Below are 12,817 nucleotides of genomic sequence, written 5' to 3' on the forward strand. Positions count from 1 at the left end.
CACTACTAGTGGCGTGACCCCCAACCTTCGCCGGGTCTTCAACGCTCAGCAGGGCGCCTCGCGGCACCACGATGTAGCCGGCTGAACGCCGAACGCGGGAAAAAGGTTGGCGGCCAGCACCAGTCCACACAGGACTGTTGTCGAAACGGGACGTCTCCGTTCGACAACGCTGTTCGACGCCGTTCGACGGCCTTGCTTGACGCTCGGGAACCCCCGATGCAGACTCCGGAAAGCGTTTTCCAGCCGACGGGGTCAGGAGTTCATGAGCGCTCTAGACGAACTGCGTCAGCTGCGCCACGGCGGCGTCCAAGTGCGCAAGCGCGACAACAAGGCCGCGTTCTGGTTCCTCGCGCCCTGGTTCGCCGGGCTGGTCTTCATCACGGTCGGCCCGGTGCTCGCGTCCTTCGGCCTCGGTTTCACCAAGTACAACCTGATCCAGCCGCCGAAGTTCATCGGACTCGACAACTTCGCGCGGATCCTCAGCGACGAGCGGTTGCACAACGCCCTGCGCGTCACGTTCACCTACGTGCTGGTGTCGGTGCCGCTGCAGTTGGCGTGCGCGCTGGGTGTGGCGCTGCTGCTCGACCGGGGGCTGCGCGGGCTCGCGTTCTACCGCTCGGCGTTCTACCTGCCGTCGCTGCTCGGCTCCAGCGTGGCGATCGCGGTGCTGTGGACCCAGGTCTTCGGCACCGACGGCCTGGTGAACCGGGTGCTGGGGTTCTTCGGCGTCGAGGGCAAGGGGTGGATCTCCGACCCGGACACCGCGCTGTCCACGCTCATCGTGCTGAACGTCTGGACCTTCGGCTCACCGATGATCATCTTCCTGGCCGGGCTGCGGCAGATCCCGGCGGTCTACTACGAGGCCGCCGCGATCGACGGCGCGAGCAGGTGGTCGCAGTTCTGGCGGATCACGCTGCCGCTGCTGTCGCCGATCCTGTTCTTCAACCTGGTGCTGCAGATCATCCACGCGTTCCAGTCGTTCACGCAGGCGTTCGTCGTCTCCGGCGGCACCGGCGGACCGTCCGACTCGACCATGTTCTACACGCTCTACCTGTACCAGCAGGGTTTCAGCCGGTTCGACATGGGTTACGCGTCCGCGCTGGCGTGGTTCCTGCTGCTGATCATCGCGGCGTTCACCGCGATCAACTTCTGGGCGGCGAAGTACTGGGTGTTCTATGACGACTGAGCTTCGGCGGGTTCCGTTCCCGCGGCGGGTCTCGACGCCGGCCAAGCACGTCGGCCTGCTCCTCATCGGGTTCGTGATGCTGTACCCGGTGCTGTGGATGATCGCGAGCTCGCTGCGGCCCGGCGACGAGATCTTCCGCAGCCCCGGCCTGATCCTGGACGGCCTCCAGACCGAGAACTACACCGAGGGCTGGAACGCGCTCACCCCGTCGTTCGGGACGTACCTGCTCAACTCGGCGATCCTGGTGCTGGGCTGCATCGTCGGCAACCTGGTGTCTTGCTCAATGGCGGCCTACGCCTTCGCCCGGCTGAACTTCAGCGGCAAGCGGTGGTGGTTCGGCATCATGCTCGGCACCATCATGCTGCCGATCCACGTGATCATCGTGCCGCAGTACGTGCTGTTCTCCCAGATCGGCTGGGTGAACACGTTCCTGCCGCTGATCGTGCCGAAGATCCTCGCCACGGACGCGTTCTTCGTGTTCCTGATGGTGCAGTTCATCCGCGGCCTGCCGCGCGAGCTCGACGAGGCGGCGCGCATCGACGGCTGCGGTCATCCGCGGATCTTCCTGCGGATCGTCCTGCCGCTGATGACACCCGCGCTCGCCACCACGACGATCTTCACCTTCATCTGGACGTGGAACGACTTCTTCACCCAGCTGATCTACCTGACGGACCCGGAGATGTACACGGTGCCCGTCGCCCTGCGCTCGTTCGTCGACTCGACGGTCGCCACGTCGTGGGGCTCCCAGTTCGCGATGAGCGTGGTCTCGCTCCTCCCGATCTTCCTCGCCTTCCTCATCGGCCAGCGGTACCTCGTCAAGGGGATCGCCACGACCGGTGGCAAGTAGCCGAAAGGAACGGTCTGATGCTCAGAGGTAGTCGCCGCGGGGCCGCGTGGGCCGTCCTGCTGTCGCTGACCGCGTCCCTGCTCGCCGCCTGCGGGTCCGGTTCCGACGCCGGTGGAGAGCTGACCGCGGAACCGGTGACGCTGCGGTTCACGTGGTGGGGCGCGGACGACCGGCACAAGCGGACCCAGCAGGTCATCGAGATGTTCCAGAAGAAGCACCCGAACATCACCGTCAAGGGCGAGTTCAAGGAGTGGAACGGCTACTGGGACAGCCTCGCCACGACCATGGCCGCGAACGACGCGCCGGACATCATGCAGATGGACGAGCTGTACATCGCCTCCTACGCCGAGCGCGGTGCGTTGCTGGACCTCAACGAGTCGAAGAAGCACCTCGACACGTCGAACTTCGACCAGAAGGCGCTGGCGACCGGCGCTGTCGACGGCAAGCAGTACGGGCTTCCGGTCGGCCTCGGCATGTACTCGATCATGGTCAACACCGATCTGCTGGCGAAGTACGACATCCCCGTGCCCGACGACACGAAGTGGTCGTGGGACGACCTGAAGAAGATCGGCGAGCAGGTGTCCAAGGCCGGCGGCGGTCAGGTGTTCGGCGTGCAGTCGCCGGGCATCAACGACACGGCGGGGCTGAGCATCCGGGCACGGCAGCAGGGCAAGGCGATGTTCGACGCCGGGGGCAAGGTCGTGCTGCCGCAGGAGATCGCGCGGGACTACTGGCAGTACATCCTCGACCTGGCCAAGTCCGGGATCGCGGCGGCGCCGTCGGTCACCGTCGAGAAGGCCTCCGCCGGGCTGAACCAGTCCGCCACCGCGACCAACACCGCGGCGTTCGGACTGTGGTGGAACACCCAGCTCACGGCGCTGACCGCCGCCAGCGGCGCCAAGCTGAAGCTGCTGCGGCTGCCCGGCGAGTCGCAGGGCAGGCCCGGCGCCTACTACAAGCCGTCGATGTTCTGGTCGGTGTCGTCCCGCTCGAAGCACCCCGCGGAGGCGGCGGCGTTCGTGAGCTTCCTGGCCAACGACGAGGAAGCGGCGAAGATCCTGCTGACCGAACGCGGCGTGCCCGCCAACCAGAAGATCCGCGACGCGATCTCCGGCCAGCTCAAGGAGACCGACAAGGCCGCGAAGGAGTACCTCGACACCGTGCCGGTCAGCGACCCGCCGCGGATCACGCCGAACGGTGCCAGCACGGTCGACACGATCCTCAAGCGGCACACCGAGGACGTGCTGTTCGGCCGGACCACACCGGACGCGGCGGCAGCGTCGTTCATCAAGGAGCTCCAGGCAGAAGTGGACGCGGCGAAGTGAGGCGCGCGGCCATCGTCGGCACCGGTGCGATCGCGTCCGCCCACGCCGAGGCGTTGCGGGCGGCGGGAGAGCGCATCGAGCTGGTCGCGGTGGTGGACGTGGACGCCGATCGCGCCGCCGCGTTCGCCGGCGAATGGGGCGTGCCTCGGGTGCGTCCGCGGCTGGCGACGCTGCTGGACGAGGAACAGCTGGACGTGGTGCACATCTGCACGCCGCCGCGTCACCACACGCCGTTGGCGCTGGAATGCCTCGCCGCCAACGTGAACGTGCTCGTCGAGAAGCCACCGGCGTTGTCGTTGAGCGAGATCGACACGCTGATCGCGGCCGAACGGTTGTCGTCCGGCCGGGTCGCGACGGTGTTTCAGCACCGCTTCGGCCCGGCCGCGATCCGGTTGCGGCGCCTGGTCTCCGAGGGCGTGCTCGGCAGGTCGCTGGTGGCGAAGTGCGACACGCTCTGGTACCGCGGCGACGCCTACTTCGACGTGCCGTGGCGCGGGACGTGGGAGAACGAGGGCGGCGGTCCGACGATGGGCCACGGCATCCACCAGTTCGACCTGATGTTGTCGGTGCTGGGGCCGTGGCAGGAGATCCGCGCGGTCGCGGCCCGGCAGGCCCGTGCCGTGCAGACCGAGGACGTGTCCATGGCGCTGGTGACCTTCGCCGACGGCACGGTCGCCTCGGTGGTCAACTCCGTGCTGTCGCCGCGGGAGACCTCGGAGCTGAGGTTCGACTTCGACCGCGCCACGGTCGAGGTGGAGCATCTCTACGGCTACACGGACGCGCACTGGACGGTCACTCCCGCGCCCGGTCACGACGACGTCGTGGCGCGGTGGCGCGAGGAGCAGTCGGGGATGGTGAGCGGCCACCGGTGTCAGATGGCGGCGTTCCTCGACGCGCTGGACAGTGGGGAGACACCGCCGGTGACGCTGGCGGACACGCGGAACACCATGGAGTTCATCGCGGCGTTGTACGCCTCGGCGTTCACCGGGACCGTGGTGAAGGCGGGGCAGATCGGGCCGGACAGCCCGTTCTACGCGACGATGGAAGGAATCGGTGCTCCATGGGCGAACGCCCGGTGATCTCGCGGCAGGACGACGAGGTGCTCGTCGTGTCGGTAGGTGACGTCGAGCTCTTCACCTACGTGCACACGCCGTCGACACCCGCGTTCGAAGGCCCGAAGCCCTATCTGCACCCCGTGCGGACGCTGGCCGGTGACGTCGTGACGGCGTTCCGGCCGCACGACCACCGCTGGCACAAAGGCGTGCAGATGACGGCGACCGACGTGTCGGGCGAGAACTTCTGGGGCGGCGTCACCTATGTGCGCGACCAGGGTTACGTGGCGCTGCCGAACGTCGGCACCATGCGGCACGAGCAGTTCACGGCCTCGCCGGCCGAAGCGCGGTTCGACGAGTTGCTGTCGTGGTTCACCGAGGCTGGTCAGCACTGGGTCCACGAGACGCGTTCGTTCACCGTGCGCGACGTCGAGGACGACTCGTGGACGCTGGAGTTCCGCTCCGAGCTGACGAACCTGCGTTCGGAACCGCTGGTCTTCGGCAGCCCGACCACCAACGGCCGTGAGCTCGCGGGCTACACCGGGTTCTTCTGGCGCGGCCCGCGTTCGTTCACCGACGGCACGGTGATCGCCGCCGACGGGGGAGCCGGGCAGGAGATGATGGGCAAGGCCGCCCGGTGGCTCGCGTTCGTCGGCCACCACGACGAGGTGGACCGCTCGTCGACGTTGCTGTTCCTGGACCACCCGGACAACAAGGGCACGCACTGGTTCGTGCGCAGCACCCCGTTCGCGGCCGTCAACCCCTCGTTCGCCTTCCACGACACGGTGGAGGTCGCACCGGGCGAGACGCTGACCCTGCGCTACCGGCTCGTCGTCGCTTCCGGGGAGTGGGGCCGGGATCATCTGGAGTCCTATGTGGAGGCCCACCCGTGGTGACGCCGTTTCCGGGCGGGGTGGGCATCTCCGGTCTGCGGGTGTACGACTGGCCGACGGTGGACGGGCTGTGCGGAGGGTCGCCGCACGTCCATCTCACCTGCGCGGAGTGCTACTACGTGATCGGCGGTCAGGGCAGCGTGCAGACCCTGACCCGCCGCGGGTTCGCCTCGACCCCGTTGCGCGAGGGCACGGTCGCGTGGTTCACGCCCGGCACGATCCACCGCCTGGTCAACGACGGCGACCTGCGGATCATCGTCGTGATGCAGAACAGCGGCCTGCCGGAGGCGGGCGACGCGGTGTTCACGTTCCCGCCTTCGGTGCTGGCTGATTCCGCGAACTACTCCGCGCACGCTCAGGCCGGGGACGAGGAGTCGGCCCGGCGTCGCAGGGACCTCGCCCTGGAAGGGTTTCTGGAGCTGCGGGGCCGTGTCGTCGCCGGTGACCACGCGGCGCTGGACGACTTCTACCGCTCTGCCGTGCGGCTGAAGCAGGACGCTTTGGACGCGTGGGAGCAGCGGTGGCGGGAAGGCGCGCGGGCGGCCGCCGAGCTGACCGGGGAGCACCTGGACCGGTTGCGGGACGGCGACATCGGGCATCTCGCCGAAGCGGACATCCACGTGATGCGCGCGGAGGGCCCGCAACGGCTGGGCATGTGCGGCCGGCTCGACGTGCACGACCCCGGTGAGGGCCGGTCACCGCACGACTGACCCCGTCGAGTCGAACCGCCTGGTCGAACTGCCCGTCGAATCGACGAAGCCGTTGTGCCACAGCGACTTGGTGCTGGACAGTGAGGCGATGAGAATCGCAGCGGGCGCACTCGTCGTCGTCCTCACGACCGCTCTGGCCACCCCCGCGAACGCGGCGGCGTGGGAAGACGTGATCGGGACGGGTTCCTTCAGCGGCTACGGCGCGCTGGAGTCGGAATGGAACTACCGCTACCCCTGGGGCTCCGACCACAACGGCACGGCCAGGATGTACGCGAGCTCCAGCGACCACAACCACGTGTCGCTGTCCGGCGGCGTGCTGACGGTCAAAGCGACGCGCATCTCCTGGGACGAGGGCAACAGCGGGGCTGTTCCGCATCTGCCCATCCGCTACCACTCCGGGGCGATCCACGCGAAGGAGCACGTGGTGGTGAACAACCAGTTCCCGAACTGGGAGGTGAAGGGCGACTTCCAGGCACCGTCCACCCGCGGCACCTGGCCCGCGTTCTGGCTGACCGGCGTCAACAGCTGGCCGCCCGAAAGCGACATCGTGGAGTTCAAGGGGGACAACCGGAACTGGTTCAACACCTTCCGGACGTCCAGTGACGTGTCGAGCTCGATCGTCGGCGTGTCCTCGCCGGGCTCGTGGCACACCTACCGGGCCTGGATGACCAAGGTGAACAACACCGACGTCGACATCCACTACTACCTCGACGGCAAGTGGATCGCCCAGCACACCGCGAAGAACTTCGTCGGCAAGCCGTTGTGGGTGATCATCAACCTGCAGATGGAGGGCTCGTCCGGCAGTCCTGGTCCCACCGCGGAAACGGTCTACCGCGCTCGCAACGTCTACATCGGACGGACGCGGGCGTGAAAGGAGGTGGCCCCCGGTGCACACCGGGGGCCACCACTTCGCACCGGTGGTCAGCTGGTGGGGCCGGTCCACCCGGCGGTGATGTGGGCGACGCGGACGCGTTGCGGGTGGTCGCCGACGGGGACGGAGACGACCTTCTGGCCGGTGCCGAAGTCGATCGCGGTGACCTGGTCGGCGCCGCTTTCGGAGATGACGCACTGGCGGCCGTCGCCGCTGACGGTGGCCCAGTAGGGCTTGGAGGCGGTGACGAGCGGGCCTTGCCGCAGGGTGGCGCGGTCGACGACGGTGGCGTAGTCGTCCATGGTCCCTGCGACGCACAGCTTGCTGCCGTCCGGGCTCATGGACAGGCCGTGGTGGCGTGAGTCGTTGACGAAGGTGGTGCGGTCGTCGCTGGTGTTCGGGTTCTTCGGCAGGGTCTTCACCTGGGTGATCCTGTCGGTGGCGACGTCGTACTCGATGAAGCTGTTGAAGTACGACACCTGGAAGTACAGCTTCGAGAAGTCGGGGCTGAACGTCGCGGGCCGCACGGCGTTGGACAGGTCCTTGCGGCCGAAGGCGTCCAGCTTGCCGCGCATGTCGATGGTGCGGACGACCTGGTAGGTGGCGGCGTCGACGACGGTGATGTGCCGGTCGCCCTTGAGGAAGTCCTGCCACGGGGCGTCGAAGTTGTTGTTGACCTCGCCGATCGACATGTTCCAGAGGTACCTGCCGCCGTTGGTGAAGACGTTCTCGTGCGGCTTGTCACCGGTCTTGAAGGAGCCGAGCTGCCGGCCGGTGTTGATGTCCAGCACGTGCACGGTGTTGGACGTCGACGCCGAAACCGCGATCTTGGTGCCGTCCGGGGAGACGGCCATGTGGTCGGAGCGGAAGCCCGACACGGGGAACCGCCACTTGATGTTGCCGGTGGCGAGGTCGAGGGAGACGACGTCGGCGAAGCTGGGGCGTGAGACGACCATGGCCGTGCCGTCGGGGGTGGAGTACATGTCGTCGACGAACTGGTCGTGCCCTTCGCCGGGGCCTGAGCGAATACCGAGGAAGAAGGCCAGCTTGATCGGGTTGAGGTAGATCTCGGTGAGTCGCTGGTCCTTGTCGGGGATGACGTTGATCCGGCCGATCTTGGCGAAGTCACCGGTGGATTTGATGACGTCGGCGGTGCCGTCCCAGTTGTTGCCGACGAACATCACCTCACGCAGCGGCGCCGCGGAGGCGGCCGGCGTGGTGAGGCAGGCGGCGAGCACTGCCGCCGCGGCGACAGCGTGGGTGAGGCGGCGGCGCGTGAGAGCGCTTCCGGAAGGTTTCCGCGCAGGGTTGGACGAAGCGTGCATCGTTGCATCTCCGAGTGAAGTGGGCGCCGACAAGGCAGGGCGCGTGCCGCAGGGGAGATCTGAACTTGGTCAAGTTCAGATTCTACCTACTGGATAGTAGGCTGGCGTGATCCCGGCCACAAGAGCCAGTGGAGGAAACAACCGCATGCATCCGTTGGAGGCGCCGTGGCAGGCAGGATCACCCCGGCGGAGGGTCGTTACGGCGGCAAGGACGCGGCCGAGCGCCGGGACGAGCGGCGCGGGCGGTTCCGGGAAGCGGGCCTGGAGACGTTCGGCACCGGACCGGGTTTCCGGGGGACCCGCCTGGGTGATCTGTGCAAGGCAGCCGGTCTGTCGAGCCGCCAGTTCTACGAGGAGTACCACGCCCTGGAAGATCTGCTGGCCGATCTGCACCTCCACGTCAACGACGTGGCGGGGAAGGCCGTCGCCGAGGCGCTGCCCGGTACCGGGCACCTGAGTCTGCCGGAGCTGCTTCCCCGCCTGGTGCACGCCTACGTGAAGGGCGCCTGCGTCGACCCGCGGCACGCCCGCATCGCCTACGTAGAGGTCGTCGGGGTCAGCCCTCGCATGGACCGCCAGCGCCTCGAACGCCGCGCCGTCTGGGTCGAGATGATCAACCAGCTGGCCGCGGACGCCGCCGCCCGCGGCGAGATCCCTCCTGGCGACTACCGCATCACCGCCGCGGCCATCATCGGCGCCGTCAACGGACTCATGCACGACTGGGTCGTCGGGTGGGTCGACGCGACGCTGGACGAGGTCGCGGACGAGCTGGCCCAGATGGTGCTCGGCAGGTACCAGATCGCCGAGTGAGCACAGAACGTCCACATCGGACGGAGCGGGCGTGACAGGAGGTGGCCCCGGCGCGGATGCCGGGGCCACCTCCTCCGGTCAGGCTCCCGCCGGTTTGCCTGACCAGGCCTCCTGCGACGTCAGCGGTCGCATCGTGAGCGTGTACTCGTAGGTGCTGTCAGGACGGACCTGGTTGCGTTGCCGCACCGGGTTCGGCGTGTCACCGACACCGGTCACGGCGTGGTCGGCGTGCAGCGTGAAGTAACCCTTGTTGCGCTGCAACATGAACGGGTACGCGGCGCGCTCGATGTCGTCGTACTGCGTCACGCTGACCTCACGAGCACCCGACACCAGCAGGCCGGACGTGCGGCCGTCGGTGAGCAGCGCCCACCGGGTGTCGGTGTGGTTGCCGTGGTCCTGCGGGCGGTGGTACTCGACGTACTGGTCGGCCACTGAGGTCGACTGCACCCCGATCGGCGTGCCGTCCTTGCGGTCGACATAGCTCTCTGCTTTCCGCCCGTACCAGGAGAACTCGGAGTACCGGTCCGGCACCGACAGCTGGACGCCGATGCGGGGCAGGTACGGCAGCGTGCGCATGGAACCCTGCGGCGTCACCCGGTGCCCGAGTCGAAGCACGCCGGCCGAGTCCACCGCGTAGACCATCGTCTGGTCGAACCACGCCCCGCTCACACCGGGCGCCGCCACCTTGCTGTCCACGACGATCCGCGTGGTCTTATGGCCGTCCTTCTCCACACGCACACCGCTCACCGTGGTCTCGAGGCGGTCGAGGCCGGCCTTGCGCCAGTCCTCACCCTCCGCGCGACCCCACGTGAAGGTCTCGTTGCTGATCGGCGCCCGCCACGCGTCGAGCTTCGGGCCGCTGGTGAGCAGCTCCCGGCCCCACGACTTGATGGACGTCAGCACGCCGGACTTCTTGTCCACCGTGTAGGTCGCGCCGGCCGCGGTCGCGGTGACCTTGGCCTCGTCCTCGTGGGTGAACACGACAGCCCAGTCGAGCGGAGCCTTGTCCAGACCCGGAATCCGGCTGCCGCCCAGTGAGAACTGGTCGTGCGCGAGGGCGTGACCCGCGGACGTGACCGCTTCGACGGTCAGGAACCGCTCGCGATCGGCGTCGTTGACCGGTACCGGCAGCGGGATCTGCGCGGTCGAAGCGCTGCCCATTCGCAACGGCTGGTCGCCGCTCTTGACCACTCGTGAGCCTTCCGCGACCCGCCACCGCAGGGTGAGGTCGTCAGTGCCCGTGAACTGGCGTTCGTTGGTTACCGACAGCACGCTACCGGAGTAGGCGAACCGGATCGGCTGGTGTGCCCACGCCATCTGCAGTGCCTCTGGCTGGAGCGTGCGGTCCGTGTTGATCAGACCGTCCACACCGGACAGCGTCGATCCGTACGCCAGGTGCGTGCCGCGTTCCCGCACCCGGTCGAAGTCCAGCGCCAGCACGGCGCCGCCGGCCGGGGCCGAGGAAACCCCGAGTTCGGCCGCTGGCAACGCCCGGTCGTAGACGCGCACGTCGTCGACCTCGCCGCGGGCCATCCAGCCGACGGACGACGGGTCGTTCCAGGACATCTCGAAGTCACGGCCGATGTTCACGTCCGCCGCCGAGTAGTCGATCACGCCGGTGAACGGCAGCACGCCGACCTCGGCGCCGTCGATGTACAGCCGCAGCGCGGTGCCGTCGTACGTGCCGCTGACCCGGTGCCACTTGCCGTAGAAGTCGGCGGGCACCTTCGCCTGCACCGCGCGCCAGGTGCCGCTGTGCACGAAGAACTCGAGCGTGGTCTCGTTCTTCATCTTGAGCGTCCACTGGTGGTCGCCCTTGGCGATGATCGGGAACTGCCCGGTCCACTTGCCGGGCTTGACCCACGCGTCCAACGTCAGCGCGGTGCCGGTGATGTCGAGCTTGCGGTCGCGGTAGACCTCCACGAAGTCGTCGAGTCCGGACAGCGACAACGCCTTGCCGCGGTGGCCGTCGACGAGTTCCGGCGCCCCGGAGAGCAGCGCGGTGATGTTGTTGCCGGAGCTGTCCGGCGTGATCAGGGTCTTCTGCTTGATGTTCTGCTCGGCCCAGTCCCAGATGAACCCGCCCTGCGTCTGCGGGTTGGCGCGGATGATGTCCCAGAACTCGCGGAAGTTGCCGAGGCTGTTGCCCATCGCGTGCGCGTACTCACCGAAGATCAACGGCTTGGTCGTGGTCTTCGCCTGCTCCGCGAACCGCTCCGGCGACGGGTAGCGCGGCCCCCACACGTCGGCGAACGGCGCGTCACCGTCGGGGTTGTTGGACTGGTGGTAGATCGGCCGTGACGGGTCGTTGGCCTTGAGCCACCTGGCCATCTCGTAGTGGTGCGCGCCGAGCCCTGCCTCGTTGCCGGTGTCCCACATGAACACGCTGGGGTGGTTCTTGTCCCGCTCGACCATGCCGATGAGCCGGTCCAGGAAAGTGTCGCGCCACTCGGGCTGGTTGGCCTGGCACCACCGGGCGCAGTTCTCGTGGTTGTGGGTCTCGATGTCGACCTCGTCGTCGATCCAGATGCCGTGCTGGTCGGCGAGGTCGTAGAAGTACGGGTCGCTCGGGTAGTGCGAGGTGCGGACGGCGTTGACGTTGAGCTGCTCCATCAACTCGACGTCGCGTTCCTGAGCCTCGCGGGGGACGTGCCGGCCGTGGTCCGGGTCGGTCTCCGCGCGGTTGACGCCCTTGAACAGCACGCGTTTCCCGTTGACCAGCAACACCTTGTCGCGGATCTCGATCTCGCGGAAGCCGGTGGTCTCGGTGACGACGTGCGTCTGGCCGTCCGGCCCGGTGAGGGTGAGGACGACGGTGTAGAGGTTCGGCGTCTCGTCGGTCCACTTGGCCGGGTTGCGCACGGGCAGCGTGAGGCGTGCGGTGCTGCCGGACACTTCCTGGCTTGCCGAACCCGCTTCGGTGCCACGGGCGTCACGCAGGCTGGCCGTGACGCGGTGCGTGCCGCCGGTCTGGTGGCCCAGTTCGACGTCGGCGGTGAGCGTGGCGTCGGTGTAGGTGGCGTCCAAATCCGTGCGCAACGTGACGTCCTGGATGAACGTCGCGGGCGTCGAGTACAGCGACACCGAGCGGAAGATGCCCGAGTACCGCCACTGGTCGTAGTCCTCCAGGTAGGAACCTGCGCTCCAGCGGTGCACCTGCACGGCGATCTTGTTGCGGCCTGGGCGCAGCGCGGAGGAGATGTCGAACTCGGCCGGGGTGTAGCCGCCCTGGTCGTAACCGATGTACTTTCCGTTGACCCACACGAAGTAGGCCGACGTCACGCCCTCGAAGCGGACGAACGTCGTGCGTTGCGTCCAGTCGGCCGGAACGTCGAAGTCGCGGACGTAGGCGCCGGTCGGGTTGATGTCACGGGGAACGCGGGGCGGGTCGTCGGGCTGCACCTCGGTCGCGATGTTGCGGAAGATCGGGTGGTCCAGGCCGTCGGTCTGCCACGTGTGCGGCACGGTCACCGTGCGCCAGCGGGACGTGTCGTAGTCGTCGGCGTAGAACCGCGCGGGCACGTCGGCGGGCTTGTCCGCCATCGCGATCTGCCACCTGCCGTCGAGCGTGCGCGTGAAGCCCGGCTGCTGGCGGAGGAACGCGTGGTGCGGCTGCTGCCCTTCGCCGGTCCTGCGCGGATCTTCGAGATAGGTGTGCACGTCAGGAGGGGGATCGACGGCGGCGGCGATCGGTGTCGTCGAACCCGCCGCAACCACCATGACTGTTGCAAGAACAATCGCGCGCCGCACGCTGAACCTCCATGTTCAGACAGAACCGAACACAAGTGAACAGCCGGT

The 12,817-nt window shown here is 67.8% G+C and carries 10 protein-coding genes; 8 read left to right on the forward strand and 2 right to left on the reverse strand.

From position 1 onward, the window contains the following. Positions 1–262 precede the first annotated feature (262 nt). The 7 genes from SK803_RS41075 (at position 263) to SK803_RS41105 (ending at position 6,884) form a co-directional block, all read left to right on the forward strand. Positions 263–1,186 (forward strand): carbohydrate ABC transporter permease, encoded by a 924-nt coding sequence (locus SK803_RS41075; RefSeq protein WP_319971622.1) that lies wholly within the window; start codon positions 263–265, stop codon positions 1,184–1,186. Continuing rightward, positions 1,176–2,033 (forward strand): carbohydrate ABC transporter permease, encoded by an 858-nt coding sequence (locus tag SK803_RS41080; RefSeq protein WP_319971623.1) that lies wholly within the window; start codon positions 1,176–1,178, stop codon positions 2,031–2,033. Before SK803_RS41075 ends, SK803_RS41080 begins: the two co-directional genes overlap by 11 nt. Positions 2,034–2,050: 17 nt before the next feature. Next, the gene (locus SK803_RS41085) at positions 2,051–3,358 is read left to right on the forward strand and encodes an ABC transporter substrate-binding protein (protein ID WP_319971624.1); all 1,308 of its coding nucleotides are present in this window, start codon (positions 2,051–2,053) and stop codon (positions 3,356–3,358) included. Continuing rightward, positions 3,355–4,437, forward strand: coding sequence for a Gfo/Idh/MocA family protein (locus SK803_RS41090; protein ID WP_319971625.1), 1,083 nt, complete (start codon positions 3,355–3,357; stop codon positions 4,435–4,437). The genes SK803_RS41085 and SK803_RS41090 overlap by 4 nt, the downstream gene beginning before the upstream one ends. Beyond that, positions 4,419–5,306 carry a DUF6807 domain-containing protein gene (locus tag SK803_RS41095; protein WP_319971626.1) on the forward strand — a complete coding sequence of 296 codons (888 nt, stop codon included), beginning with the start codon at positions 4,419–4,421 and terminating at the stop codon, positions 5,304–5,306. Before SK803_RS41090 ends, SK803_RS41095 begins: the two co-directional genes overlap by 19 nt. Further along, positions 5,303–6,013 carry a cupin domain-containing protein gene (locus tag SK803_RS41100; protein WP_319971627.1) on the forward strand — a complete coding sequence of 237 codons (711 nt, stop codon included), beginning with the start codon at positions 5,303–5,305 and terminating at the stop codon, positions 6,011–6,013. Before SK803_RS41095 ends, SK803_RS41100 begins: the two co-directional genes overlap by 4 nt. Positions 6,014–6,101: 88 nt before the next feature. Then, a complete protein-coding gene (locus SK803_RS41105; RefSeq protein ID WP_319971628.1) occupies positions 6,102–6,884 on the forward strand; it encodes a family 16 glycosylhydrolase in 783 nt (260 codons plus the stop codon). Between the two features lie 50 nt (positions 6,885–6,934). Here the strand turns inward: SK803_RS41105 and SK803_RS41110 are convergent, their stop codons facing one another. Further along, complete coding sequence (locus SK803_RS41110; protein ID WP_319971629.1) at positions 6,935–8,209, reverse strand: YncE family protein; 1,275 nt, start codon at positions 8,207–8,209, stop codon at positions 6,935–6,937. A gap of 165 nt (positions 8,210–8,374) precedes the next feature. On the opposite strand from SK803_RS41110, the gene SK803_RS41115 reads away from it, so the two are divergent. Beyond that, on the forward strand, positions 8,375–9,019 hold the full coding sequence (locus SK803_RS41115; RefSeq protein WP_319971630.1) for a TetR/AcrR family transcriptional regulator: 645 nt from the start codon (positions 8,375–8,377) through the stop codon (positions 9,017–9,019). 78 nt (positions 9,020–9,097) lie between these two features. Here SK803_RS41115 and SK803_RS41120 read toward each other — a convergent pair whose 3' ends face one another. Next, the gene (locus tag SK803_RS41120) at positions 9,098–12,769 is read right to left on the reverse strand and encodes a glycoside hydrolase family 2 TIM barrel-domain containing protein (protein WP_319971632.1); all 3,672 of its coding nucleotides are present in this window, start codon (positions 12,767–12,769) and stop codon (positions 9,098–9,100) included. Positions 12,770–12,817: the final 48 nt, after the last annotated feature.

Origin of the sequence: Lentzea miocenica, from assembly GCF_033949945.1 — a bacterium.
GTDB lineage: Bacteria > Actinomycetota > Actinomycetes > Mycobacteriales > Pseudonocardiaceae > Lentzea > Lentzea miocenica.

Excerpts from the sequence above, each read along its gene's own strand:
- SK803_RS41075 (WP_319971622.1), top strand. The coding sequence starts at position 263 with ATGAGCGCTCTAGACGAACTGCGTCAGCTGCGCCACGGCGGCGTCCAA.
- SK803_RS41080 (WP_319971623.1), top strand. The coding sequence starts at position 1,176 with ATGACGACTGAGCTTCGGCGGGTTCCGTTCCCGCGGCGGGTCTCGACG.
- SK803_RS41085 (WP_319971624.1), top strand. The coding sequence starts at position 2,051 with ATGCTCAGAGGTAGTCGCCGCGGGGCCGCGTGGGCCGTCCTGCTGTCG.
- SK803_RS41095 (WP_319971626.1), top strand. The coding sequence starts at position 4,419 with ATGGGCGAACGCCCGGTGATCTCGCGGCAGGACGACGAGGTGCTCGTC.
- SK803_RS41105 (WP_319971628.1), top strand. The coding sequence starts at position 6,102 with ATGAGAATCGCAGCGGGCGCACTCGTCGTCGTCCTCACGACCGCTCTG.
- SK803_RS41110 (WP_319971629.1), bottom strand. The coding sequence starts at position 8,209 with ATGCACGCTTCGTCCAACCCTGCGCGGAAACCTTCCGGAAGCGCTCTC.